Annotated in this window: 26 protein-coding genes; 4 read left to right on the top strand and 22 right to left on the bottom strand. The window is 62.4% G+C overall.

The features are described from left to right. Window positions 1–48: 48 nt before the first annotated feature. Window positions 49–1,023 carry a TRAP transporter substrate-binding protein gene (locus ACO06O_RS08355; protein ID WP_421878197.1) on the bottom strand — a complete coding sequence of 325 codons (975 nt, stop codon included), beginning with the start codon at window positions 1,021–1,023 and terminating at the stop codon, window positions 49–51. A 25-nt stretch (window positions 1,024–1,048) separates the two neighbouring features. Continuing rightward, window positions 1,049–1,603, bottom strand: a complete 555-nt coding sequence (locus tag ACO06O_RS08350) for a 3-hydroxyanthranilate 3,4-dioxygenase (RefSeq protein ID WP_421878195.1) — start codon at window positions 1,601–1,603, stop codon at window positions 1,049–1,051. Window positions 1,604–1,723: 120 nt separating this feature from the next. Between ACO06O_RS08350 and ACO06O_RS08345 the strand changes: the two genes are divergently transcribed. Further along, window positions 1,724–2,692 (top strand): LysR family transcriptional regulator, encoded by a 969-nt coding sequence (locus tag ACO06O_RS08345; RefSeq protein WP_421878193.1) that lies wholly within the window; start codon window positions 1,724–1,726, stop codon window positions 2,690–2,692. Here ACO06O_RS08345 and ACO06O_RS08340 read toward each other — a convergent pair. Next, window positions 2,679–3,476 (bottom strand): aspartate dehydrogenase, encoded by a 798-nt coding sequence (locus tag ACO06O_RS08340; RefSeq protein WP_421878191.1) that lies wholly within the window; start codon window positions 3,474–3,476, stop codon window positions 2,679–2,681. The two genes, ACO06O_RS08345 and ACO06O_RS08340, sit on opposite strands and share 14 nt — an antisense overlap. A gap of 160 nt (window positions 3,477–3,636) precedes the next feature. On the opposite strand from ACO06O_RS08340, the gene ACO06O_RS08335 reads away from it, so the two are divergent. Beyond that, entirely contained in the window at window positions 3,637–5,784 is a 2,148-nt protein-coding gene (locus tag ACO06O_RS08335; RefSeq protein ID WP_421878189.1) for a xanthine dehydrogenase family protein molybdopterin-binding subunit, read from the top strand. A gap of 3 nt (window positions 5,785–5,787) precedes the next feature. Then, on the top strand, window positions 5,788–6,741 hold the full coding sequence (locus tag ACO06O_RS08330) for a dihydrodipicolinate synthase family protein (protein WP_421878187.1): 954 nt from the start codon (window positions 5,788–5,790) through the stop codon (window positions 6,739–6,741). A gap of 57 nt (window positions 6,742–6,798) precedes the next feature. Here the strand turns inward: ACO06O_RS08330 and ACO06O_RS08325 are convergent, their stop codons facing one another. From ACO06O_RS08325 to ACO06O_RS08295, 7 genes are all read right to left on the bottom strand, one after another. Next, the gene (locus tag ACO06O_RS08325) at window positions 6,799–7,956 is read right to left on the bottom strand and encodes an iron-containing alcohol dehydrogenase (RefSeq protein ID WP_421878185.1); all 1,158 of its coding nucleotides are present in this window, start codon (window positions 7,954–7,956) and stop codon (window positions 6,799–6,801) included. A gap of 41 nt (window positions 7,957–7,997) precedes the next feature. Then, complete coding sequence (locus ACO06O_RS08320) at window positions 7,998–9,371, bottom strand: aldehyde dehydrogenase family protein (protein WP_421878183.1); 1,374 nt, start codon at window positions 9,369–9,371, stop codon at window positions 7,998–8,000. Between the two features lie 46 nt (window positions 9,372–9,417). Then, window positions 9,418–10,779 carry a glutamine synthetase family protein gene (locus tag ACO06O_RS08315; RefSeq protein ID WP_421878181.1) on the bottom strand — a complete coding sequence of 454 codons (1,362 nt, stop codon included), beginning with the start codon at window positions 10,777–10,779 and terminating at the stop codon, window positions 9,418–9,420. Window positions 10,780–10,859: 80 nt separating this feature from the next. Further along, entirely contained in the window at window positions 10,860–11,894 is a 1,035-nt protein-coding gene (locus ACO06O_RS08310; RefSeq protein WP_421878179.1) for a TRAP transporter substrate-binding protein, read from the bottom strand. A 78-nt stretch (window positions 11,895–11,972) separates the two neighbouring features. Next, complete coding sequence (locus ACO06O_RS08305) at window positions 11,973–13,295, bottom strand: TRAP transporter large permease (protein ID WP_421878177.1); 1,323 nt, start codon at window positions 13,293–13,295, stop codon at window positions 11,973–11,975. Beyond that, complete coding sequence (locus ACO06O_RS08300; protein WP_421878175.1) at window positions 13,295–13,897, bottom strand: TRAP transporter small permease subunit; 603 nt, start codon at window positions 13,895–13,897, stop codon at window positions 13,295–13,297. The genes ACO06O_RS08305 and ACO06O_RS08300 overlap by 1 nt, the downstream gene beginning before the upstream one ends. Window positions 13,898–13,906: 9 nt before the next feature. Continuing rightward, entirely contained in the window at window positions 13,907–14,716 is an 810-nt protein-coding gene (locus ACO06O_RS08295) for an N-formylglutamate amidohydrolase (protein WP_421878173.1), read from the bottom strand. 191 nt (window positions 14,717–14,907) lie between these two features. Between ACO06O_RS08295 and ACO06O_RS08290 the strand changes: the two genes are divergently transcribed. Continuing rightward, a complete protein-coding gene (locus tag ACO06O_RS08290; protein ID WP_421878171.1) occupies window positions 14,908–15,792 on the top strand; it encodes a MurR/RpiR family transcriptional regulator in 885 nt (294 codons plus the stop codon). A gap of 6 nt (window positions 15,793–15,798) precedes the next feature. Here the strand turns inward: ACO06O_RS08290 and ACO06O_RS08285 are convergent, their stop codons facing one another. The 12 genes from ACO06O_RS08285 to ACO06O_RS08230 form a co-directional block, all read right to left on the bottom strand. Next, a complete protein-coding gene (locus tag ACO06O_RS08285) occupies window positions 15,799–16,962 on the bottom strand; it encodes a peptidoglycan DD-metalloendopeptidase family protein (protein ID WP_421878169.1) in 1,164 nt (387 codons plus the stop codon). Next, window positions 16,955–17,599 (bottom strand): protein-L-isoaspartate(D-aspartate) O-methyltransferase, encoded by a 645-nt coding sequence (locus tag ACO06O_RS08280; protein ID WP_420416932.1) that lies wholly within the window; start codon window positions 17,597–17,599, stop codon window positions 16,955–16,957. Before ACO06O_RS08280 ends, ACO06O_RS08285 begins: the two co-directional genes overlap by 8 nt. A gap of 49 nt (window positions 17,600–17,648) precedes the next feature. Continuing rightward, the gene (gene surE, locus ACO06O_RS08275) at window positions 17,649–18,440 is read right to left on the bottom strand and encodes a 5'/3'-nucleotidase SurE (protein WP_421878167.1); all 792 of its coding nucleotides are present in this window, start codon (window positions 18,438–18,440) and stop codon (window positions 17,649–17,651) included. 2 nt (window positions 18,441–18,442) lie between these two features. Next, entirely contained in the window at window positions 18,443–19,729 is a 1,287-nt protein-coding gene (serS, locus tag ACO06O_RS08270; RefSeq protein ID WP_421878165.1) for a serine--tRNA ligase, read from the bottom strand. A 155-nt stretch (window positions 19,730–19,884) separates the two neighbouring features. After that, window positions 19,885–20,724, bottom strand: coding sequence for a twin-arginine translocase subunit TatC (gene tatC, locus ACO06O_RS08265; RefSeq protein ID WP_421878163.1), 840 nt, complete (start codon window positions 20,722–20,724; stop codon window positions 19,885–19,887). Between the two features lie 11 nt (window positions 20,725–20,735). Next, window positions 20,736–21,353 (bottom strand): Sec-independent protein translocase protein TatB, encoded by a 618-nt coding sequence (tatB, locus tag ACO06O_RS08260; protein WP_421878161.1) that lies wholly within the window; start codon window positions 21,351–21,353, stop codon window positions 20,736–20,738. 86 nt (window positions 21,354–21,439) lie between these two features. Then, complete coding sequence (locus ACO06O_RS08255; protein ID WP_421878159.1) at window positions 21,440–21,682, bottom strand: twin-arginine translocase TatA/TatE family subunit; 243 nt, start codon at window positions 21,680–21,682, stop codon at window positions 21,440–21,442. A 73-nt stretch (window positions 21,683–21,755) separates the two neighbouring features. Further along, window positions 21,756–22,829, bottom strand: coding sequence for an ABC transporter ATP-binding protein (locus ACO06O_RS08250; protein ID WP_421878157.1), 1,074 nt, complete (start codon window positions 22,827–22,829; stop codon window positions 21,756–21,758). A gap of 77 nt (window positions 22,830–22,906) precedes the next feature. Next, complete coding sequence (gene scpB / locus ACO06O_RS08245) at window positions 22,907–23,581, bottom strand: SMC-Scp complex subunit ScpB (protein ID WP_421878155.1); 675 nt, start codon at window positions 23,579–23,581, stop codon at window positions 22,907–22,909. A gap of 27 nt (window positions 23,582–23,608) precedes the next feature. Continuing rightward, window positions 23,609–24,514: a segregation and condensation protein A gene (locus ACO06O_RS08240; RefSeq protein WP_421878153.1), complete on the bottom strand. Its 906-nt coding sequence runs from the start codon at window positions 24,512–24,514 to the stop codon at window positions 23,609–23,611. A 72-nt stretch (window positions 24,515–24,586) separates the two neighbouring features. Then, a complete protein-coding gene (gene nagZ / locus ACO06O_RS08235) occupies window positions 24,587–25,600 on the bottom strand; it encodes a beta-N-acetylhexosaminidase (protein WP_421878151.1) in 1,014 nt (337 codons plus the stop codon). 3 nt (window positions 25,601–25,603) lie between these two features. Beyond that, window positions 25,604–25,817, bottom strand: a 214-nt coding sequence (locus ACO06O_RS08230; protein WP_421878149.1) for an SPOR domain-containing protein, incomplete at its 5' end; no start/stop codon positions are given.

The following is a 25,817-nucleotide window of genomic DNA, read 5'->3' as shown; positions in this document are numbered from 1 at the left end:
GCGGGAGGAGCGGCCCCGAAACCCGGCCCAAACGGTCAGGCGAGGAAATTACATGCCCGCTTCCTTGCGAAGCGCCGCCAAGGCGTCCGTCTTCTTCTCCCAGGCGGCATTCCACTGGTCAATGGCATCGCCGAAGAATTCCGGCCCGACCTCGACGATCGAAACACCGGTCTTCCGGGTTTCCTCCAAGAATTTCGGCTCCTGCGCGACGAAGGTATCGATCGTCGAATCGACATGTTTCGCCATCAGTTCCCGCACAAGCGCGCGGTCCTCTTCGGACAATTGGGCCCATACGCGTGCAGACACCAAGCCGACCATCGGGAACATCATGTGATTGGACAGGACGACCGTCTTGGAATGCTCCCAGTATTTCAGCTTCCAGATCAGTTCCAGATCCATGTCGATGGCATCGACCTGACCGTTGGCCATGGCGTCATAGACCGCCGGCAGCGGCATCGGCGTCGGCGCCGTGCCCAGCAGATTGTAGAAGTCCTGGATCGGCGCGAAGGGGGTGATCCGGATCTTCTTACCGGACAGATCCGATACGCTTTCGACCGTGTCGCGGGACGCGATCTGCCGCAGCCCGGCCGAGCCGTAGCCAACGCCGACGACGCCGATCTGTTGCGGTAGCTGGTCCAGAAGTCCGGTGGCGGTTTCGCTGCGCAGGATCTTGGCAACGCCGTCCATGTCGTTCACCAGATAAGGTGCATAGAAAGCGCCCAGATCGGCCACGCGGTTGGACACTTCCGCGACCGTCAGGAAGGCCATGTCCAGGGCACCGGTCTGCAATTGCTGCAGCATTTCCGCCTCATTCCCCAACTGACGGGACGGAAACACCTGGACCGTATGCGCACCGTTGCTCTTCTCCGCCAATTCGGCTCCGAAAGCGTCGGCTGCCTTAGTCCAAACATGCGGCGGCGGCGTGATCAGGCCCAAACGAAAATCTTTCGCGACCGCGGCCCCCGCGGACAATGCGAGGGACAGGCCAACCGCCCCCGCGACGATGCTCTTACTCAGTTTCATCACTCTCTCCCTGTCTCTCGGATCATCAAGTCAGATTGGCCCAACCGGCGGGCGGTTCCCGCCCCGGATGAACGGAACCGCAAGCGCCGCAAGTCCGGCGTGCGGTATCTCCATAGAAGGCATCGAACAATGGCGGCAGATCCTTGACGATATCGGTGACCTTCACCTCCACCCGGTCAACCATCGCGCCGCAATTGAAGCAGTACCATTCGAACCCGTCCCGGGCGTCGGGCAGTCGAGCGCCTTCGACGACAAGACCGATGGAGCCCGGCACCGGACGCTGCGGAGAATGCCGGACATGCGGCGGCAGCAGGAACACTTCCCCCTCCCGGATCGGCACGTCGTAAAGTTCCCCGCCGTCATGGATTTTCAGCAGCATGTCGCCGCGCAGCTGATAGAAAAACTCTTCCGCAGGGTCGTCATGGAAGTCGACGCGCTGGTTCGGGCCGCCGATGATCATGACAATCAAGCCGCTGTCCTGATCGAACAGCTTCTTGTTGCTGACCGGCGGTTTCAGCTGATCCTCGTTCTCCGCGATCCATCGCTGGAAATTGAATGGCTTGAAGCGCGGGTGGCCCATGCCGACGCATCCCCTGTTTCTTTTCTCTTCCAAAAACGCTACGAGGCGTTGAACCGGCCATCAATGAAATTGGTTTGAAGTGGCTATTCGTTTTTACAATACCAAAACCGGAGGAACCGCATGGTCGCCGCCAACCGACACGTCAAGATCGCGGAACGGGTTTCAACGCGCCTGAAGCTGAAGCAGTTGCGATTGCTGGTCGCCGTGGCCGAACGATCCAGCATTCTGCACGCGGCGCAGGACCTCAACATCTCCCAACCGGCGGCGACGAAACTGATCAAGGATCTAGAGATCGATTTCGGCGTCCGCCTGTTCGACCGCACCAATCGCGGCGCCATCCCGACTACCTTCGGCGAGGCACTGGTCCGGCATGGGAAACTGATTCTGGCCCAGGTTTATCACGCAGCACAGGAACTGGACGACCTGAACGAGGGCAGCGGCGGCCGTGTTGTCGTTGGGACGTTGCTGGCCGCGTCGGCCTGGCTGCTTCCTGCCGCGATCAAGGCGATGTGCGAAGACCGCCCGAACGTGACCGTTGCCGTGCGCGACGGCACCAACGATGTCCTGATGCCTGCCCTCAGCGCCGGGGATGTCGATCTGGTCGTCGGACGATTGCCTGAGTTCCGGCACCGCAAGGATTTGGCCCAGATCCGCTTGCTGGAAGAAGAAGTTTGTATCGTTGCGCGCGCCGGACATGCTCTGGCGCGACAGGACAAGGTGGAATTCGCGGACCTGGTCGACCATGCCTGGATTCTGCAGCCGCCGGAAACCTCCCTGCGGCGTCAGTTCGAAAAGGCCTTCTTCGACCGGGACCTGACTCCGCCGGCCGCCGCGGTGGAATCCGTATCCTTCCTGACCAACCGGGAACTTTTGATGCGCACGGATATGCTGGGGGTGTTCCCCTATCACGTCGTCGCACCGGAAGTGGCGCGCGGCGACCTGGCGATCCTGCCCTGCAAGGTGGACCTGTCAGGCCGGGCGGTCGGCGTCACCTATCGCCGTGCCGGCGGCCTGTCCCCTGCGGCGCAGGCCTTTCTGGCGGTCTTGCGTGAGACGGCGGCCGGTGCCGCGCCCCCTACACTGCAATAGTGCTGACGCGGTTTCGGACCGCACGCACGACACTCATGGCGGTCAATGCGGATGACTTCGGGTTATCGGGCAATGGCTTGCCCTCAATCTGGAAGGTAAACCGTCCGAAAGCGCCGATAGCCTCGACCTCATGGATGTTTCCTGACGCATACGGATCGGCGATCAGGACCGCCTTGGTCTCATCCAGTCCCAGCCCCGCCAGGGCAACGGTCGCCGCCACATTGGCATTCTTGGGATAGAGGCGCGCCGCCTCGCGTGCCGTACCGTCGAAATGAACCGCGGCCTCTGTTAGCGACGCAAGGTCCAATCGATCCTCGGCCGCGGAACCGGCCCAGCCCGCGGGCGGCTTCCGGCCGGTATAGCGGACACTGTCGAGCCCGCCGATCCGTGCCGCCGCCAACGCGTCAATCGCGCCGACAGCCCCCGACACCAGTTCCAAGCGAGCCCCGCCTTCCCTCGCCGCCGCCTCCAAGCGTTCCGCAAGCCCGTCATCCGCCAGAGCGCCGATAGAGACCGTGATCAGGTCGATTCCATTCCTCAGAACCGCCGCACCATGGGCAACAAGTGCCGGATGTCCGCCGCAATCGACGACGCAATCCGGTTGCCGGGAAAGCGTCTCAATCGATGATGCGATTTCGATATCCGGCCACAGTGCGGCTCTAGCCGCCTCTTCCCGGCCCGGTCGGCACAACACCGACACGCCTTCGATTTCCGGCAAGCCGGACAGGGCACGGGCAGCATATTGGCCCACCGCGCCAAACCCGATCATTGCGATTTGCGCCATTGCATCGTCTCCCAAAGTTGGGGCGGAGAATATCGCCCTCACCCCGTCATGGTTATTCGGATTTGCGATATCACAATTCATTCTTCGTATTTGGCATTATACCTGGCATCCCACACACTCTCGCCAACCGGCCAGACCGACAGCCAGAAGAGCGATCCGCGTGGACCTGCCAGATTCCAAATTCAACACGCCGTTGGGAAAATCCGTCCCTCGTCGCGAGGATGCGGCGCTGCTGACCGGGCGCGGATGCTATACCGATGACATTCGGCTGCCGGACGCGTTGCATATCGCCTTCGTTCGGGCGGACGCGGTAGGACCGATCCTGTCGCTGGACGGCCCGGAGGACCCGGCCGATATCGGGGCCGACCATGTTTTCACTGCCAACGACCTGGGCGAAACAGGACTTCTGACGGTCAACGCGATCTTGCCGGATGCGCGCCCCTCCCATTTCCCGATCCTCGCGAAGGACCGGACGCTTGCGGTCGGCCAACCGGTCGCCGCCGTCCTGGCCCCGTCGCGCAGCGCGGCGCAGGACGCATCCGAAGCCGTATATGCCGAAATTGGCGATCCGCAGATTGCAGACCTCTTTCCCGAATTCCCCGGCAATCGCGCAATGGGCGCAAGCTGGCAGTCGGGCTCCTTCGACACGACAGCGGCGCAGGCAGCGCATGTGGTGGAATGTGTCGTTCAACACCCCCGCCTGGCCCCTTCTGCGCTGGAACCCAGAGCGGTCGCCGCGCGGTATGACCAAGACCGGGATGGCGTCACCGTCTGGCTGTCCACCCAGACGCCGCATCGCGCCCGGACGGAGCTGAGCCGCATCCTGAAAGTGCCCGAAACCCGAATCCGCGTCGTCGCGCCGGATGTCGGCGGCGCTTTCGGTATGAAGGCCTCGCTCTATCCCGAAGACGTCTTCGTGGTCTGGGCGGCGCTGACGCTCAGACGGTCGGTGCGCTGGACCGCCAGCCGGTCCGAGGATTTTCTGTCCGGCACGCATGGGCGCGGCGCGCGGACGGCGGGACGGCTGGCAATCGACGCAGACGGCCGTTTTCTGGCCCTAGAAGCGCGGATCGATTGTCCGCTGGGCCATTGGCTGCCGACCAGTGCCGCCGTTCCGGCCTGGAATGCGGGGCGCATGCTGCCCGGCCCCTATGATATCCCGGTTCTGGACATCGAAACCCGCGCGGTTCTGAGCACGACCGCCCCCGTCGGCATCTACCGCGGCGCCGGGCGGCCGGAGGCGACCGCGCTGATGGAGCGGCTGGTCTCGACCGCAGCGTCCAAAGCCGGAATCGATCCGCTGAAAATCCGTCAGCGCAATCTGCTGACCCCGGATGCCCTGCCGCATGAAGGCGTGACGGGCAGACGGCTGGATTCCGGCGACTATCCCGCAGCCCTGCGGCGGCTGTCGGAAGCGGCGGGATACGCGGATCTTTGCGAGACCCTGGCACAACGGCGCGCGGCGGGAGAGATCGTCGGACTGGGCGTCGCCTTCTATGTCGAACCCTGCGGCCAGGGGTGGGAGAGCGCGCGCGTAAGGCGTGAAGCCGATGGCCGGATCGTGGCGGAAGTCGGGGCATCCAGCCAGGGCCATGGCCGGGAGACCGCGTTTGCACAGATTTTGGCCGACCGTATGGCGGCGCCGATGGACGCCATCGAAATCCGGTTCGGCGATACGGCCGTCGCACCCAAGGGTATCGGTGCCCTGGCAAGCCGCAGTACGCCGATCGGCGGCAGCGCCCTGGCCTTGGCCGCCGACCAGGTTATGGCGCGGTTGCGCGAAATCGGGGACGGCGAAACCATCGAGACCGAGGTCAAATACGAGGCGGAGGGCGAGGCCTGGGGATATGGCGCTTATCTGGCCGTTCTGAGCATCGACAGCGATACCGGCGTCCCGACCCTGGAACAGTTGGTCTGTGTCGATGACGCCGGAACCATCGTCAATCCGATGATGGTCGAAGGCCAAATCCGGGGCGGCATTGCGCAAGGGATCGGCGAGGCGCTCTTGGAAACCCTCGTCTATGCCCCTGACGGACAATTGCTGACGGGGTCCTTCAGCGACTATGCCCTGCCCCGCGCCGACGACATTCCGCCGGTGACTATCGTCAAGACCGAGACCCCCTCACCCGCAAACCTTCTCGGTGCGAAAGGTGTCGGGGAAGCGGGCACAATCGGCGCGCCGGCCGCAATCCTGAACGCGGCCTACGACGCCTTGAAAGACCGCGGCGTAACGAGTTTATCCATGCCGTTGACCTCCGAAAAACTTTGGCGGGCCCTGAACGGCCTGCAGGAACAACAGGACAATTGAACAATGAAGTACACGCGTGACCAGGCGAAAGACTATGCCCGTGAAACCATGCGCGGCATCTGGGCGGCGGCTCTGCAGCCCTTCAAGGACGATCTGAGCGTCGACGAGGAAGGGTTCCGCCGGAACATTCGCCATTGGGTGGACGATCTGGGCATCAATGGACTGTTCATCGCCGGGAAACAGGGCGAATTCTTCTCCATGTCCTTGGCGGAGCGCAAACGCGCCTTCGAAATCGCGGTGGAGGAAACCGGGGACAAGGCCGGCACCATCATGTCCGTGTCCGATCAGAACATGGATACCGTGATCGAACTGGCCGAACATGCCCAGGCGGTCGGCGCGGACAGTATCGTCGTCCACGCCCCTGTCCTGCATTTCGTCCATGACCGCGACGAGATTCTCTATCGTTACTACAAGACGATCAGCGAACGGGTCGATATCGGCATCGCGATGTGGAGCCATCCGGATTCCGGCTACCTGATGTCGCCGGAACTCTGCGCCCGGATCGCGGAGCTGCCGAATATCGTGGCAATCAAATACAGCGTAGAGCGCCCGATGTACGCCAAGCTGACCGAACTGGCCGGCGACAAAATTCTGGTCAGTACGGCATCTGAGGAGGAGTGGCTGGACAACATCATCGATCTGGGCTGGCGGCTCTATCTGTGTTCTTCGCCCCCCTATCTGATCCAGACCGCCAAGGACCGACGAATGCAGGAATACACAGAACTGGCCTTCGCCGGCAAACACGACGAAGCCCGTAAAGTCAGCGCCAGCCTAAACCCAGTCCGTAAGGCATTGAGGGGCACGCGGCCGGGCGGCAAACCGCAATCGCATCAGAAATACTGGCAAGAACTGCTGGGCCAGGTCGGCGGCCCTGTCCGCGCACCGATGATCGGCCTTACTCAGGAAGAACGGGACCGGACCAAGGCGGCCTTCGAAACCTGCGGGCTGCAGTTCTAACAGAAACGGGCCGGCGCCCTGCGGCGACCGGCCCGTTCCATTTCAAGTTTCAGTCAATCAGCCGACCGACGCGCGGAACACGTCGGCATATTCGGCGGCACTGAGCTTCTGCGGGTTCGTTCCCGCCGACGGATCGCGTTCGGCCAATTCGCCGATATAATCCGCACGGTCAGCCGGAACGCCGATTTCGCCCAGCGTGTCCGGAATGCCCAGACGCTCGCGGAATTGCAGGGTCCAATCCAGCACGCCGGAAAAGTCCTGCTTCGCCAGGCCCAGGGTACGAGCCAGGATCGGCATACGGTCGGCGATCGCCGCCTCGTTCTTCCGCATCATATGCGGCAGAACGATGCCGTTGGTCAGGCCGTGATGGGTATCGTAGGTCGCCCCCACTGCATGGCTGATCGCATGCACGCCGCCCAGACCCTTCTGGAAGGCGGTGGCCCCCATCGACGCGGCGGCCAGCATATCGGCCCGTGCCTCGATATCCTTGCCGTCGTCATAGGCGCGCGGCAGGGCTGTCTGGATCAGGCGCATGCCTTCCAGGGCGATCCCGTCCGCCATCGGATGGAAACCCGGGGCGCAGAAGGCTTCGAAACAGTGAACATAGGCGTCGATCCCGGTCGCCGCCGTCACCTTCGCCGGCAGGCCGACGGTCAGTTCCGGGTCGGAGATCACCACGCCCGGCAGCATGCGCGGGTGGAAGATGATCTTCTTTTCATGCGTGTCGGGATGGGTCACGACGCTGGCGCGGCCCACTTCCGACCCAGTGCCGGACGTGGTCGGCACGGCGACGATCGGCGCGATGGCGTCGGCATCGGCCCTGGTCCACCAGTCGCCGATATCCTCGAAATCCCAGATCGGCCGGGTCTGGCCGACCATGAAGGCGATGGCCTTACCGACATCCAGACCGCTGCCGCCGCCGAAGGCGACGACGCCGTCCGCGCCGTGGGCCTTATAGGCCGCGACACCATTGTCGACATTGGACTGGACCGGGTTGCCGCGCACATCGGCATAGAGCGCCGCCGCGCAGCCGCAATCCGCCAGAACCGCCATAGCATTCTTGACGATGGGCAGATCCTTCAGCCCTTCGTCGGTGACGAGCAGCGGCCGCTTGATCCCAAGTTCGCCGCAGGCCTTGCCCAGTTCCTTGATGCGTCCGGGCCCGGACCAGACTTTGGTCGGGAAGCCCCAGTTACCGGTAATCGTTTTCGTCATTTCTGCGATCCACTTACGTAGGTCACGCGCCCATGCTTCGGTCAGCTGGTACGCCGTTTCAGGTGATAGGATTTCGGGCGGGTCAGGTTGTGGAAGCCGATCACCGACAGACCGCCGCCGCGCCCGGTATTCTTGCAACCGGTCCAGCACAGGCCGGGATCGAGATAGTCGGCGCGGTTCATAAAGACCGTCCCCGTCTCAATCCGGTCGCCGACGCGCTGGGCCCGTTCGACATCCTTCGTCCAAAGGCTGGCGGTCAGGCCGAATTCGCTGTCATTCATCAGGGCGATGGCTTCCTCGTCGGAAGACACCTTCATGATCCCGACCACGGGGCCAAAGCTCTCGTCACGCATGACCCGCATGTCATGGGTCACGTCGGTCAGGATCTGCGGCGACAGATAGGCGCCGCCGTCATCCGCAGGGGATTTGGCGATATGCGCCTTGGCGCCGGCAGCAACGGCCTCGTCGATCTGGGCACGGACTTCCTCGGCAAAGCGAACATGCGCCATCGGACCCAACGTCGTTTCCTTGTCCAGCGGGTTGCCGAGGACATAGCCGTTGACGATCTCCACCGCCTTCTCAACGAAGGAATCGTACAGCGCTTCATGGACATAGATGCGTTCAATGCCGCAGCAGCACTGGCCGGAATTGAACATGGCGCCGTCGATCAAAGTGGCGACCGCCGCATCCAGATCGGCGTCTTCCATGACATAGCCCGGGTCCTTGCCGCCCAGTTCCGTGGCAACGCCGATGAAAGTACCGGCCGCCGCGCGCTCAATCGTACGGCCGCCGCCGACGGATCCGGTGAAGTTCACAAAATCAACGGAGCGGGAGGACAGCAGTTCCGATGTCGTATCGTGATCCAGGAAAATGTTGTCGAAGACGTCCTTCGGCACGCCTGCGCTGTGGAATGCGGCCGCCATATGCTCGCCGACCAACAAGGTCTGGGTCGCATGCTTCAGCAGCACGGTGTTCCCGGCGATCAGCGCCGGGGCGACCGTATTGATCGCCGTCATATAGGGGTAGTTCCAGGGTGCGATGACCAGGACCAGCCCATGCGGCACGCGCTTGATATAGCGCGTGAAGGTCTCGTCCTCACCGACCTGAATGTCGGCCAGCGATTCCTGCGCGATCTTCGCCATATGGGACGCGCGCTCGTTCACGCCGCCAAATTCGCCGCCATAGCGGATCGGACGCCCCATCATCTTCGCCAGGTCCGGGACGATGGCGTCATTCATTTTGCCGAGCGCCGCGACACCGGCCAGAACCAGATCGATGCGTTCCTGCATCGGGCGGGCGGCCCAGTCCTTCTGGGCGGCACGCATCTGCGTCGTGCGGGCCTTGGCTTCCTCGGCAGTGAGGGCCGGGCGTTCAGCGAAAACCGATCCGTCGATCGGGGAGATACAACGAAGCATCTTACTCATCATGTGCGTCTTTCAGGTATGGGGCTTCGGTTCGGTCCTAGGCCCGTTCAAATCCGCGGGCGATCTCGTAATCCGTCACCACGCTTTCGAATTCCTCGATTTCCCACTCCGCCGCGCGGCCGTAATGGTCGATCACGTCATCGCCGAACGCTTTGCGCAGCATTTTCGAGCCGAGCAACGCATCCCGCGCCTTGATCAGGCTGGTGGGGATTTGCCCACCCTGACCGGCATAGGCGTCCCCGCTGAGCGGCGGGTCGAGCGGCAGCTTGTCTTCCATTCCCTTGATGCCGGCGGCAATCTGCGCGGCCATCGCGAGGTACGGGTTCATGTCCGACCCGCCGATGCGACATTCGACACGAACGCCTTTCGTCCCCTCGCCGCACAGCCGGAAACCGGCCGTGCGGTTGTCGACGGACCAGATCACGCGCGTCGGCGCGAAGGAGCCCTTCTGGAAGCGCTTGTAGCTGTTGATATAGGGCGCCAGGAAATAGGTCATGTCCGGCGCATAGGCGATCAGCCCGGCCAGATAGTGCTTCATCAGCTGCGACATGCCGTGCTTGTCGTCGGCGTCATAGAAGACCGGCTTGCCGTCCTGCCAAAGCGACTGGTGGATATGCGAAGACGAGCCGACACGCTGATGGTGCCATTTCGACAGGAAGCTCGCCGAATGGCCGTTCTGCCAGGCGATTTCCTTGGTCGCGTGTTTCGCAATCGTGTGGAAATCGGCGGCGTCGAGCGCCGGGCCGTATTTGATGTTCAGCTCTTCCTGACCGGCTTCCGCCTCGCCCTTCGTGTTTTCGATGGGCAGACCGGCCGCATAGAGGTGATTGCGCAGCGGGCGCATCACATGCTCTTCCTTGCTGGTCTGAAAGATGTGGTAATCCTCGTTGTAGTCGCTGATCGGCTCCAACGTCCGATAGCCGTCCTGGCGCAGTTCCGCATACGTCTTCTTGAACAGGAAAAATTCCAGTTCGGTCGCCATCATCGGCGTGAAGCCCATGGCCTCCAGGCGCGCGATCTGTTTCTTCAGGATCTGGCGCGGCGCATGCGGCACCGGCTCATGCGTGTGGTGGTCCAGGATATCGCACAGGACCATGACCGTCCCTTCCAACCATGGCACGGGACGCAGCGTGGTCAGATCGGGCTTCATGATATAATCGCCATAACCCCGTTCCCAGCTTGTTGCCGCATAGCCGTCCGGGGTGGCCATTTCGAGATCGGTCGCCAGGAGATAGTTACAGCAATGCGTTTCTTCCCAGGCGCTGTTCACGAAATGCGCCGCGTGGAAACGTTTGCCCATGAGGCGGCCCTGCATGTCGATGATGCAAGTCAGGACCGTGTCCACCTTGCCTTCCGCGACCTGCGCCTTCAGCGCCTCGAAACTCAAAACCTCCGGCATTTGGTAAACTCCGATCCGGGTCAATTCAGGTCAATGAGAGGGGGGCTTCGGCGCGCCGAAACGCGCCGAAGCCTTCGCCCTTAGCTGTAACGGTACGGCCGGCCCGCCTTCTGCATGTCGGCATTGTACTTCTTGAAGATTTCCACGACTTTCGCCTTGGTCTCCGATTCGGCCGCAATCTCGTCCCAGAACTTCTGGGCCGCCTGCTCCACCTGATCCCATTCGGCATCGGGGATGGAGGTCAGTTCCATCTTGGTGCCGTGGACGCGCAGGCTGGCCTCGCCGCCCCAGTACCACCATTGACGGTAATAATGCGACTGGTCGCAGCACACGCGGAACAGGGTCTGCATGTCTTCCGGCAGTTCGTTCCACCGGTCCATGTTGGCGAAGAACGAGCCCGCCCAGGCGCCGGAGATGTTGTTGGTCAGGAAGTAGTTCGTCACGTCCGCCCAGCCGACGGTGTAGTCTTCGGTGATGCCCGACCAGGCGATCCCATCCAACTCACCGGTCTGAACGGCGACTTCGATGTCTTCCCACGGCAGGGTCACCGGCACAACACCGAACTGCGCCAGGAAGCGGCCGGCCGTCGGGAAGGTGAAGACGCGCTTGCCTTCCAGATCCTTCAACGAGCGGATCGGGTCCTTCGTCGCGAAATGGCACGGATCCCAGGACCCGGCGGAAATGTGCTTCACGCCGACCTTGGAATATTCCTCGTCCCAGATCTCGTTCAGACCGTACTGGTTGAACAGAACCGGCACGTCCAGCGAATAGCGCGACGCAAACGGGAAATAGCCGCCGAACACGGTGACTTCCGTCGGCGAGGCCATGCTGTCGTCGTCCGACTGAACGGCATCAATCGTGCCGCGCTGCATGGCGCGGAACAGCTCGCCCGTCGGGACCAGCTGATCGGCGAAGAACAGCTCGATCTGCATCTTGTCGCCGGCGATCTTGTTGAACATGTCGATGGCGGGCTTCACCACATGCTCGGCCAATGCCGGACCGGCATAGGTCTGCATACGCCATTTGATCGTCGACTGCGCGATCGCCGGGGTGGCCAACGCCGCCGCCGGAGCCGCTACCGCCGCGCCTTTCAAGAAATTACGTCTCGTTGTCATATCCTAGCCTCCTTGCTCACTCAGTTGTTGAAACTCTGACGGCCTCTTCACCGAGGCACTGTTATTCGATTATCCACCCTAATTCGCGTAGACGGTTTCCGGCAGCCACAAGGCGATTTGCGGAAAGACCATCACAATGGCCAGGGCCGCGACCATGACCAGCACGAAGGGACCGATGGAACGATAAATGTCGCGCAGACCGATCTCCGGCGGCGCCATGGCACGCATCAGGAACAGGTTATAGCCGAAGGGCGGCGTCATATAGGCGATCTGTGTCGTGATCGTATAGAGCACACCATACCAGATCAGATCGAAGCCCAGCGCGCCCACCAGCGGGACATAAAGCGGCGCCACGATGACCAGCATCGCCGTGTCGTCCAGGAACGTCCCCATAAGGATGAAACTGAGCTGCATCAGGATCAGGATCATCCAGGGGTTCAGACCCAATTGCTCCGTGAACAGGCCTTCAATCGCCTTCACCGCGCCCAGACCGTCGAAAATCGCCCCAAAACCGAGCGCGGCCAGGATGATCCACATGAACATGCAGGAGATGCCCAGCGTGTTGCGGACGCTCTTCTCGAAAACTTCCTTCGTCATCCGGCGTTTCAGGATCGCCGCGACCATGGCCGTGATCGCCCCGATGGCGGAGCTCTCGACCAGCGAGGTCCAGCCATTCACGAAAGGCACCATCATCGCCGCGAAGATCGCGATGGGCAGCAGTCCGGCGCGCAGCAGCCGAAGCTTCTCCGCCATCGGAATGTCGCGTTCTTCCTTGTCCAGCGGCGGGCCCAATTCGGGCTGCACCCTGCATCGCACATAGATGTAAATGATGAACATCGACGCCATCATCAGGCCGGGAATGACGCCCGCGAGCCAAAGCTGTCCGACGGGCTGACGCGCGATCATGGCATAGAGAACGAGCACGACGGAGGGCGGGACGAGGATTCCCAGGGACGACCCGGCCTGTATGACCCCCGTCACCATGATCTTGTCGTAGCCGCGCCGCAGCAGTTCGGGCAGTGCGATGGTCGCCCCGATGGCCATGCCGGCGACCGACAGGCCGTTCATGGCGGAAATCAGGACCATCAATCCGATCGTGCCGATGGCCAGTCCGCCGCGTACCGGCCCCATCCAGACATGAAACATCTTGTAGAGGTCGTCGGCGATCCGGCTTTCCGACAGCACGTAGCCCATGAAGATGAACATCGGCAGCGTCAGCAGCGGATACCACTTCATCAGCTTCATCGCCGCCGCGAACGGGATATCGACACCGCCGACGCCCCACAGCAGCAGGCCGGACAGCGACGCCACGAACCCGATCGCCCCGAAAACGCGCTGCCCCGTCATGAGCATCAGCATCATCGACGAGAACATCAGGATCGCGATCCACTCATAGGACATCAGGTGTCTTCCTTACCGCTGATGAGGTGATCGATATCGCGGATCAGCTCCGCCAGGACCTGCAACAGCATCAGAAAGACACCGGCAATGAGAACCAGCTTGACCGGCCACAGGAAGGGCCGCCAGGCGGTGGAACTGCGCTCGAGATAGCCCAGCATTTCCCCCGCCGCGTCCGGCCCTCCGGTCAGGAAGGCGGTCAGAAGATCCCAATAGAACGCATATGGCTCGGTCCCGAAATATCCGAGCGAATAGGCCATGGAAACCATCGCGCCCTGGAACAGGATGCCGAGATAGAACAACAGGCACAGGACGGATACCGAATCGACCATGGCCTTGGTGCGTACCGACCAACTGCCATAGAACAGATCCATGCGGACATTGGAGCCGAGCTGGATCGAATAGGGCCCGCCCAGAATGAAATAGGCGACCATCAGGAACTGCGCGACTTCCAAGGTCCAGAGCGACGGGTTGAAGAAACTCTTGGAAATCGACGAATACAGCAGCACGGCCATCATGGCGAAAATGCCATACATGGCGACGCGGCCGACCCCTTTGTTCATCAGGTCGATCAGGCGGACGAATTGCATCAGCGCGCGCGGCATGGATCGCCCCTACCCCGCCTTGTCCAAGGCCGGCTGACGGGAAAGAATCGCCGACGCTCCGCGCGCCAGACGCCCCAACAAGGCCGCGATCCGGTCGCGTCCTTTGGAATCGGCCAAAAGCTCATTGCGAATCTCGATCATCACATTCGGCAGCCCGCGCGGCACCGCATGCAGGGCCAATGTATGCGTCACGCCGTCGGCGGGTCCATAAGGTTCGTTCCGACATATGCGCAATGTTGCCGCCTCGTCGTCTTCCGCCGCAACCTGCAACATGGCATCGGCAAGCCGCGAATCGCTATCGTGCAGAATCCCGATATCAACCTCGCGCCGTCGTCCCAGATAGACCGGCGTGAAGGAATGGATCGTCAGGACCAGTGGCAGGCGTCCCATCGCTAAGGCGCGATCCAGCGTATCGGCGACACCGTCCCGAAACGGCCCGTAGACCGCCAATGTTCGCGCCAGCCGTGCCGAATGATCCAGCCCGGCATTGCCCGGAATGTCAGTCGCTTCGCTGCGGGCCGGCATCGCGGAATCCGCATGCGGCGGACGATTGCAGTCATAAATCAGACGGGACATGCCGGCAGCCACCAACGGGGCATCCAAGTCCCGCGACAGGGTTGCTGCGACCGCACGGGCACCGGGGTCCCAGGCAATATGGCTGGACAGCGCCTCATCGGACAGACCGAGCCGGTTCAGGGCAGCCGGGATACGATTGGAGGCATGTTCGCAAATCAGCACGAAACCGCCTTGGCCGTCGGGGTTCAACACCTCCACGGCTTCGGACGGATTGATTTCCGACAATGCAAATGGACCGGACATGCCAGCCTGCTCCCCCAGAGCTCCCGATCTACGGTCCATTCTGACCGCCTCTTGAAACCATTTTTTCAGAGTTTGAGCCGCAGTCAATTCCTTTTCTGAAAATTTCTTTACAGACTTGCCAACATTGATCGATAGTTTCCAAAAGCATCGGGAACAACCCGTTGGCGGCAAGTCGAACCGGGTAGGAAATCATGTCAGCAGCCACGCGCGGTGCACAGAATGGGACGGTGGCAGAGCGGATTCATGCCCGCTTTGACGACCTGACCCGCGCCGAGCGGCAACTGGCGAATGCCCTGCTGGAGAATTATCCCGTCTTGGGCCTGAATTCGATCGCCGCCGTGGCCGATGCCTCCGGCGTCTCCATGCCGACCGTGGCGCGCATGGCGAAGAAACTGGGTTTCGACGGGTTTCCGGAACTGAAGGACAAGCTGCGCTCGGAGCTGGAAGAGACGATCACCAACCCGATCGCCAAACACGACCGATGGGCCGAAAGCGCGCCCGACACGCATATCCTGAACCGCTTTGCCGATGCCGTTCAGGAAAACATGCATCAGACCCTGCGGCAGATCTCTCTGGAAGCCTTCAACGAGACGGTCGATCTGCTGGCGGACACGGAAAGGGAAGTATACGTCGTCGGCGGACGGCTGACCCGGGCCCTGGCGGATTACCTTTTCACCCATATGCAGGTGATCCGGGGCGGTCTGACCCTGATCAAATCCAATTCCAACACCTGGCCGCATTATGTCCTGAACATGAAGCCGGGCGATACGCTGGTGATCTTCGATATCCGGCGCTACGAATACGATCTATTGCGCCTTGCCGAAATGGCGCGGACGCAAGGTGCCACCATCGTCCTGTTCACCGATCAATGGCGTTCGCCCGTTGCGAAACACGCGGCACACAGTTTCCATTGCCGAATCGAAGCGCCGTCCGCCTGGGATTCCAATGTCGCGATCATGTTCGTCGTGGAGGCGATCATTGCGGCCGTCCAGAACCTTCGCTGGACTGAGACGCGCGACCGAATGAAGGCGCTGGAAGACCTGTTCGACCAAACCAAACTGTTCAAGAAATTCTGAACCGGCTCAACTGGTCAGCAGCAGCCGGCGCGGATCGATGGCATCCCTTCCCCGACGGATCTGGAAATGCACCTGCGGCGTCTCGACCGTACCGCTGGACCCGACGCGGGCGATCGCCTGACCGCGTTGAATGACCTGCCCCCGACTGACCAGCAGCGCGTCGGCATGGGCATAGGCGGTGACATAGCCGTCGGCATGCTTGATCAGGACGATGTTGCCGAAACCTTGCAGCCCGTCACCGGCATAGGCGACGACGCCGGCTTCGGCAGCGCGGATCGGGCTGCCGCGCGGTGCGGCAATATTGATGCCGTCATTATGCAGGCCCCGACCTTTCGGACCGTAGGCCGATACGACATTCCCCCGGACCGGCCACAGGAAACCATTGCCCGTCATCGGCGGCGGGCGCGGGATTGGCCCCACAAGGCGCGGCGGCTCGTAGGGTTTCGCGGGCGGATAGATCACATCGCGCGGCCCGAATGACGGTTCCGGGGGCGGCTGCGATGGGAGTTGCGACGGGGCCGGTTCCGGCGAGGCCTCCAGAACCGGAACATCGTCTCCTGACGAAGCGGGCGGCTGAGACTCCGGCAAAGGCTCGACCGACGGCGCGACTGCCGACGGTTCCGGATTGCCCGGGGCGTTGGGTATCGGTTCCGGCCGTGGCGGCGGTGCGGCTGGATCGGTGGAGACATAGGTAGCCCGCGGCACGGTAGACGACGGCACGCTCAACCGCTGACCGACCTTGATGGTATAGGGCGGCGCCATTTGATTGACGCGCACCAATTCATTCATCGCAACGCCGTATTGCCGGGATATGCCGTAAACCGTCTCGCCGGTCCGAACCGTGTGGGTCCGCGCCGCGGGAATGCGCAATTGCTGACCGACCCGCAAATCGTAGGGTGGCCGAAGCGCATTCTCGACGATCAGCGCGCGGAGCGGCACACCATATCCCCGAGAAATCGCGTATAGCGTCTCACCGCGCCGGACGGTGTGGATATTCCCTTGGGTCGGGGCAACCGGGGCGCTGCTGGAACTGCCGACGGATTGCGACGTCCCCTGGCCGCCGCTCTTAACACTGGAACTGTCGAACAGGCGTATCTGCGGTCCCGACCCGCCGCCGCCACAGGCAGCCAGCAGTGCCGCGGTCAGGACCAGGACCGCGACCCTAGTCACGGTCGGCCTCCACCCCCGGCAATAGCGGAACGAAACGCACGTCGCCCATCTCCTCCAATTCCAAGCCGCCCTCGGTCTTCGTCCCGCAGAGCAGTACTTGCGGCAGATCGTGATCCCCGACCGGTACGACGATGCGACCGCCGACGGCCAGTTGGTCGACCAGAACCGGCGGCACATCCATCGCGGCGGCCGTCACGATGATCCGGTCGAACGGCGCTTGCTCCTGCCAGCCCGTTGCGCCGTCTCCATACTTGGTGACGATATTGTGCAAATCGAGGTGCCGGAACAGCGACTCCGCCTCACGCAACAGCGGCTTGTGGCGTTCGACGGTATAAACGCGGCGGCTCAGCCGGCTGAGCACTGCGGCCTGATAGCCGGAGCCGGTGCCGACCTCCAGCACCTTGCAGCGCCGATCCAGTTTGAGCGCTTCGGTCATCAGCGCGACGACGAAAGGCTGACTGATCGTTTGCCCCCGCCCGATCGGCAGCGCGGAATCGTCATAGGCGTGGCGGCGGAAGGTTTCCGGCACGAAGAGCTCGCGCGGCGTCTGTTCCAGCGCGGTCAGAACCGCCTGGTCCAGAATGCCGTTACGGCGCAGCGTCAGAATCAGCCGAGCCCGCTCGGACTGAAGATCCATCGCGATCACGGTCACGTCCCGTGGTTGGGGTCCCTCGTAGCCCCCCGGTTTAGTTCGCTTCGGCGATCCGGCGCAAGAGGGCGTGGTCGGTTCTGTCGATCGTCAGCGGCGTCACCCCGATCCGGCCGGTGGAAATCGCCCCCAGATCGGTCCCGTCCAAATCCCCGGGCGCGCCGCCCTCGTGATGCAGAATATAGCGGTTTCCGTCCCCCGGAACAGGGCGGTAGACCATCGTGTCGCCGGATGTGCCCTGGCGCACGAAAAGCGGCGCCGGGTCGGCGACCGCGACCGGAAAATTGACGCCCAGCGCGCCGCCACGACGAAGGCCACGGCGACAGAGCGCATTCAGAACGGCGGGAAGATGAGACGCCACATCGCCCCAGGTCGCGTCGGAAACCGGCTGACCTTCCGGGTGATCCGCACTGAGCGCAATCGCCGGAATGCCGTTCAACGCGGCCGCGACCGCGACGCCGACCGTCCCGGAATAGATCAGGTCGCCGCCAATGTTGACGCCATGATTGATCCCGGACAGAACCAGATCAGGCGGCGCATCCGCCATGGTAATGCGCAAGGCCGCCAACAGGCTGTCCGCCGGCCGGCCTGTGACGGCGAAACGGTGTTCGCCGCGCGGTTCGATGGCGATTTCCCGGCGCAGGGAGACCATGGCCGACGCCCCGCTATGGCCCTCCGCGGGTGCGGAGATCCATAGTTCACCGACCAGCGGCCGAACCACCTCCTCCAGGACCTGCAGGCCCCGCGCCTCGATCCCGTCGTCATTGCTGATCAGCACCCGCGCTTTGGTGAGATCGATTGGAACGAGATCGAGGGGAGACGGGTTCATCATTAGCCTCGGGAGACCGCTTCGATCCGTTCCAGGCCGCCCATATAGCCGCGCAGGGCTTCCGGCACCGTTACGGATCCGTCGGCGTTCTGGTAGTTCTCCAGGACCGCAATCAGGGTGCGGCCGACCGCCAGACCAGATCCGTTCAGCGTATGCACGAAGCGGGTTCCCTTTTCACCGGCGGTGCGGAAACGGGCCTTCATGCGACGGGCCTGGAAATCGCCGCAAGTCGAGCAGCTTGAGATTTCCCGGTACCGTCCCTGCCCCGGCAGCCAGACTTCGATATCGAAGGTCTTGCGCGCACCGAACCCCATATCGCCGGTACACAGGACCATGGTCCGGAACGGCAGTCCGAGCGCTTTCAGGATGCCTTCGGCACAGCCTGTCATCCGTTCCAGTTCCGCTTCGGAGTGATCCGGATGCGTGATCGACACCATCTCGACTTTCGAGAACTGGTGCTGGCGGATCATGCCTCGGGTATCCTTACCGGCCGCACCGGCTTCCGACCGGAAACAGGGCGTCCACGCCGTGAGGCGCATCGGCAATTGGGCTTCGTCCCAGATCTTCTCGGCCGCGGTGTTGGTCAACGGAACTTCCGCCGTCGGGATCAACCAGAAACCGTCATCCGTGTGGAACAGATCCTCGGCGAATTTGGGCAATTGTCCCGTGCCGAACATCGCATTGTCCCGCACCAGGAAGGGCGGGATGGTTTCGGTATAGCCGTTCTGGGTCGTGTGCGTGTCCAGCATGAAGCTGGCCAGGGCACGCTCCAGCCGCGCCAAAGCCCCCTTCAGGATGACGAACCGGGCGCCGGACATGGTCGCGGCGGTTTCGAAATCCATCAGGCCGAGCCCCTCGCCGAGATCGAAATGCTCCTTGGCGTCGAAGTCGAAAACGCGAGGCTCACCGATACGGCGGACCTCGACATTGTCGTCTTCGCCGCCACCGACCGGCACGTCGGCCAACGGCAGGTTCGGCAGGCTGGCCAGCAAGGCATCCAGCTTTTCCGCCAGATCGCTTTCTTCCTGCTCCGCCTGGGCCAGACCGTCCTTCAAGGCCTGCACTTCGGCGATCAGATCGTCGGCGTTCTCACCCTTCGCCTTCCGCTGTCCAACCTCCTTCGAGGCGGCGTTACGGCGGCTCTGGATTTCCTGCATACGCGTCTGGGCGGCGCGGCGCGCCTCGTCCAATGCCAGGATGTCGGCGGAGGACGACGACACGGCTCCGCGGCTCCGCAGAGCCGCGTCGAAGGTTTCCGGATTTTCGCGGATATACCTCAGATCGTGCATGTCACACCTCTCATGGCATCGGTTGATAGGAAATGCCCGGGAAACCGGACCGGCGGGTTATAGGACGCGCCGCGACCGGGCGTCCAGCATCTATCTGGCCGCGGCTATGTCATGTCCCGGTGAGTGTGGCTTTCAGGCGACCGATGGGGTCCGAGTTAGGACTTCTTGTCCTCGTCCTCGTCGTGCTCTTCCTCGTCATCGTCGAGGCCGAGCAGCCGGTCACGCTCCTTCTTCTGCTTCTCGATGAAGACGGAACACCAAATCGAGATTTCGTAGAGCAGAATGATCGGAATCGCGAGACCGATCTGGCTCAACGGATCCGGCGGGGTCAGGATGGCCGCCGCGACGAAGGCGATCAGGATCGCATAGCGGCGTTTCTCCCGAAGCCCTTTCGCGGAAGTAATGCCGACCCGGACCAGCAGGGTCAGCAGCACCGGCAGTTCGAAGCACAGACCGAAGGCGAAAATCAGCGTCATCACGAAGGACAGGTATTCGCTGACCTTCGCTTCCATTTCGACGCGCACGCCATCCGCCGCGACCTGTTCGAAGCCCAGGAAGAACCCGAGCGCGACTGGCATGACCAGGTAATAGACGAAGGCCGCACCGAGGGTGAAAAGGAAAGGCGTCGCTACCAGGAACGGCAGGAACGCACTCTTTTCATGGCGGTACAGGCCCGGCGCCACGAACATCCACAGATGCCAGGCAATGAACGGAAAGGTGAAGCAGAACGAGGTGAAAAAGGCGACCTTGATCTGGGTGAAGAACCATTCATGCGGCGCGGTGAAAATCATGCGCCGGCCGGCCAGGTCGTCGCCCCAGGCGATGACCAACGGTTCCGCCAGGAAGTTATAGACCGGTTCAGCGAAGGCAAAGGCGATGAAGAAGCCGACAATCAGCGCACCGACCGAATAGAGCAGCCGGGACCGCAATTCCTTCAAATGTTCGAGCAACGGCGCTTTCGACGCGTCCAATTCGCTCTCATCCACCTCGCTCATACTCGACTTCCTTAACTAGAGGCGGACGATCCCGGCTTCGCGGCCGGTTTCGAAGCGGATTTCGCCGGGGCGGATTTCTTTGCTGCCGTTTTCCGGGGCGTAGCTTTCTTCGCCGCGGCTTTCTTGGCCACCGACTTTTTGGCACCGGCAGCCTTCGGAGCCGCGGGCTTCGATGACGCCGGCTTGGTGGCGGGCTTGGGCTCGGTCTTCTTGGCTTCGGCCTTGGCGGCAGGCTTCGGCGGGACCGGAGCGGACACTTCAGGCTTCGGCGTGGTCGTGCTGGGCGACGGCGTGCTGTCAGTCCGTCCGGCCTGGTTCACTTCCCCACGCGCGGCATTCACTTCGGATTTCATGTCGCGGACGGATTTTTCGACTTCACCCGTCGGGTCGATGTCCTTGACCCAACTGGAAGAGCCGTTCTTGACGCCCTCGACCTGTTTCTTGATGTCCTGGAGATCAGCCTCTTTCGCCATCTCGTCCATGGCGCTGTGGAATTCCCCAGCGAGAGACCGCGCCTTGCGCATGAACCCGGTAATCGTCCGGAAGACACGCGGCAGTTCCTTCGGACCGACCACCAGGACGGTCACAACTGCCACGACTAGGAATTCCTGCCAGCCGAAGTCAAGCATGGCCCACCGTTAGAACCGAGTTACAGGGAACGAGCCAGAGATCGCGCCGAACCCGGCGTCGCATCCCGGCCCGTGCGCCGATCCAATCAGCCGTTGGCGGCCTTGTCCTTGGACTTTTCGGACGCTTCGGCATCCGATTCCGTGGCGATCCGCTTGGTCTCGGTATCGGTCTCAGCCGTTTCCGAACCTTCTTCTTTCATGTTTTTCTTAAACGATTTCAGGCCCTTGCCGAAGTCGCCCATGAGCGCGGAAATCTTGCCGCGGCCACCGAAAAGGACAAGCACGACCGCCAGAACAATCAGCCAATGCCAGATGGAAAAACTGCCCATAATTTACCCCTCGTTAAGCCCGTTTGGTCCCGGCTTCCTCCAAGAGTGCCGCCGGCCCTGTATCATTCCCTCGCTATGTAGCGCCTTCCGCCGGAAAAACAAAGACCTGACTGCGATCCAGCTTCACGGACTGCATTGCGCCTTCGTCCGGGAGATAGCGGCCCGGCATCCGGGCATGCAGATGCAGCTCCTGCCCGGTTGTCTGGCACGTACACAAATGGATCAAGCTGGTTCGTCCCAGCATCCGCGACGCCAGAACCTTCACTTGAACGGCCCCTGAACCCTCCCCGGAAAGGGCAAGGGCCTCCGGCCGGATCACGACCTGGGCGGCCCCGCCTTCCGGCAGGCCGTTCGCATCGAAGACGCCGAGCGGCGTATCCACCGCGCCACCGCTCACCCTGCCTGACAAACGGTTCACGTCACCAAAAAAGCCGGCGACGAACCCGTTCACCGGGCGGAGATAAAGCGAATCCGGCGTACCGTCCTGTTCGACATGGCCCTGGCGCATGACAACGATCCGGTCGGCCATATGCATCGCCTCTTCGGCGTCGTGGGTGACCATCAAAACGGCCGATTTGGACCGTTTCAGAATATGCAAAGTCCGGTCCCTTACGGATTCCCGCAGACGCGCATCCAGCCCTGAAAAAGGCTCATCCATCAAGATGATCCGGGGTTCCGGTGCCAGTGCGCGGGCCAGGGCCACGCGCTGCTGCTGCCCGCCGGACAATTCGTGAGGATAGGCCCCCGCATAGTCGCTCAATCCGACCTGTTCCAGAACCGCCTTCACCCGACCGGCCGTGTCGACCCCACGCGGCAGGCCGAAGGCAATATTCTTCGCGATCGTCATGTGGGGGAACAGGGCATAGTCCTGGAAGACCAGACCCAGATTCCGGTTTTCGGGGGGCATGATTTCCCCCGGACGGGTCACGATGACGCCATCCAGCTCTACACTGCCGGCGCGCACCGGCTCCAGCCCGGCAGCGATTCGCAGCGCCGTTGTCTTGCCGCAGCCGGACGGGCCGAGAAGGCATACCACTTCACCCGCGCCGACCGACAGGTCCAGCCCGCGCACCGCCGGCGTATCGCCATAGGAATGGTGCACGCCTGTCAACTGCAGAACCGGTGTTTTAGGGGCCAGATCGCTCATAGCGCCAATCTATTGAGCATGATTATCACAATCAACCGGTCACGAGAGCGCAGCGGGACTGAACCGGCGCCATAACATCAGTCCTCAAGCGCGATATGCTCATCGTCCTCGACCGATTCGAAGGCCTCGTCATTCTCCAGGAAAGCGGTCCGTTCGTCGACGTCGTCACCATCCTCGGAATCGTCGTCGCTGTCGGTCGCCTGCATCGCGATCGCGCCCAAATTGGGCCGGCTGTCCAGCAGACCGGCAGCCTTCAGCTCTTCCACGCCCGGCAGATCGGTCAGATCCTCCAAGCCGAAATCGGCCAGAAACCGTTCCGTCGTGCCCCAGGTCACCGGCTTGCCCGGCGCCCGTCGACGGCCGCGCGGGCGGATCCACTCGGCCTCCAACAGCGCGTCCATCGACCCTTTGGACAGGGCGACGCCGCGAATTTCCTCGATCTCAGCGCGCGTGACCGGCTGGTGGTAGGCGATAATCGACAGGGTCTCGATCGCGGCCCGGGAGAGTTTCCGCGGCACTTCGCGCTCGAGCACCATATAGCCCGACAGATCGGTCGCGGTGCGGAAGCACCAGCCCTTGCCGACCTTGGCCAGGTTAACGCCGCGCGCGGCATACATGCCTTCCAGCTCCTCCAGAAGGCTGTCCAGCTCGATCCCCTCCGGCAGCCGTTCCAGCAGCGTCGGCTCCGTCACCGGTTCCGCGGCCGCGAACAACATGGCTTCAAGAAGCCGGATTTGCTGAAATCTATCCATCGCGATTAATCTCTTGATTCCATAAACTTATTCTTCATCGCTCTTGTCTTCGTAGAGGTCCAGATCGTCAGGGTCCAGCGGATCCTCGTCGGCGGCCAGGGCATTCGGATCGTGTTGACGCAAATCCGCGCCGGGCTTCGCGCGCATATAGATCGTTCCGAACACGCCGTTCTGGCGGATCTCGACCAGGCCTTCCTTGCTGAGCTCCAGGCTGGCCGCGAAGGTGGACGCCATGGCCGACCGTCGCAGCAACGGATCCTGGCTGTCGTAAGGCACGAAGCGTTCCAGCGTCTGCCAATCCGGGATATCGCCCAGGATGGCCCGAAGCCGTCGCGCCGCCTGCTCCATCGACACAAGGCGGGTCGGCATGATGCGCAATTGACCGCCAACATCCTGTTTGCGCCGGATTTCGCCATAGACCCGCATCAGATCCAGAAGGTTGGCCTCATAAATCGCGCGATTGGCGACGCGCAGCCGTTCCGGCATGCCGCGGGCGAAGAATTCCTGCCCCAGTCTCGGCCGGGCGAACAATTCCTTGGATACCTTCTGCATCGCTTCCAGGCGTTGCAGTTGGAAGGCCAGCCGTGCGGCCATTTCCGCCGGGTTTTCCTCATCGGAATCATCCGCCGGCGGCGGCAGTAGCAGTTTCGATTTCAGGAAGGCGAGCCACGCTGCCATGACCAGATAATCGGCCGCAAGTTCCAGCCGTAACTCTCTGGCACGATTGACGAATGCCAGATACTGCTCGGCCAATGCAAGGATCGAAATCTTGGCGAGATCGACCTTTTGATCCCGTGCCAGGGTCAGCAGCAGATCGATCGGCCCTTCGAAGCCGTCCAGGGCCAGAACCAGATCGTCCAAACCATCGACCGGACGCGGCGGGGCCGCGTCTTCCTGAAAGCCTGAATTTTCGGTCGATCCGGTATCGGACACGTCGTCCCCCGCCTGTCGGCGCCACGCATTCCATTGGGTTTGCCGGATGGCCCCGCTCTTGGCAAGGCGCGGTTACAGAAACAAGTCTTCCAGTCGCGCCAGTGCGGCCGCGCTATCGAACTCCGACGCCGGTTTCGCGGGGCTTGGGACATCTCGGATGCGCCGTTGTGCGTCTGCCGACAATGCCCCCGTCCCTTCCGCGACCGCCCGCATCTCCGACATGTCGCCATTGCAATGCAGGACCAGATCGCATCCGGCGGCCAGGCTGGATGCCGCACGGTCGTCGAAACCGCCGCCCAGCGCCTTCATCGACAAATCGTCGGTCATCAGCAGACCGTCGAACTCCAACGTATCCCGAATGAAGGCGATGCCGGATTCCGACTGAGTAAGCGGCCGATCCGGGTCGATCGCATCGAAGACGATATGCGCGGTCATGCCATAGGGCATATCGCGCAAACGCCGGAAGGGCACGATGTCGCTCGCCATCAATTTATCGAGGGAAACGCTGACGCGCGGCAGATCGTGATGACTGTCCGCCGTGGCGCGACCATGTCCCGGCACATGCTTGATTACCGGACTGACGCCGCCTTGCATCAGTCCTTCACAGGCCGCCCGGCCGCAGACGGACACGATCTCAGGATCGGTCGAAAAGGCGCGGTCGCCGATAATGTCATGCGCGCCCGGGACGGGAACGTCGAGGCATGGCACGCAGTCGACATCGATCCCCAGGTCGACAAGCTCCTGCGCGATCAGGCGGTAGTTCAGGCGCAACGCGTCCAGTGCCGCTTCGGCGTCCCGCAGGTACAGGTCCCCGAAATCGCGTGCCGGCCGGGCCTGCCGCCAGTGCGGTGGGCGCAGTCGCTGCACGCGGCCGCCCTCCTGATCTATCAGAATGGGGGCGTCGGGCCGGCCTGCCGCGGCGCGCATGGATGCGGTCAGGGCCCGAACCTGATCCGGTGTATCGATATTCCGGGCGAAAAGGATGAAACCGAACGGTTTCTGATCCGCGAAAAAGGCCTGTTCCTCGTCGGTCAGTGTCAGTCCGGAACAGCCGTAGATCGCCGCGCTAACGGCCTCGAACGCCACGAATTACTTCCCCGGTGCAACAGGAATGCAGGCGACGCCCTTGGCCTTGAGCTGGACGCATAGGGCCTTGGCGGCATCGCCGCTGCTGATCGGACCGCCACGGACCCGGAAATAGTCCGTGCCGTTCACGGTCGCCTTCTGAACCTGAAGGGCGAGGTCGCCGAGTAGATCCCGGTTGGCGGATTGAACTTTCGTCCATTGCGCCCGCGCATCCGCA

Source organism: Pacificispira sp. (assembly GCF_965228185.1).
Lineage (GTDB): Bacteria > Pseudomonadota > Alphaproteobacteria > UBA8366 > Aestuariispiraceae > Pacificispira.
This window is presented reverse-complemented; position numbering and strand designations above follow the sequence as displayed.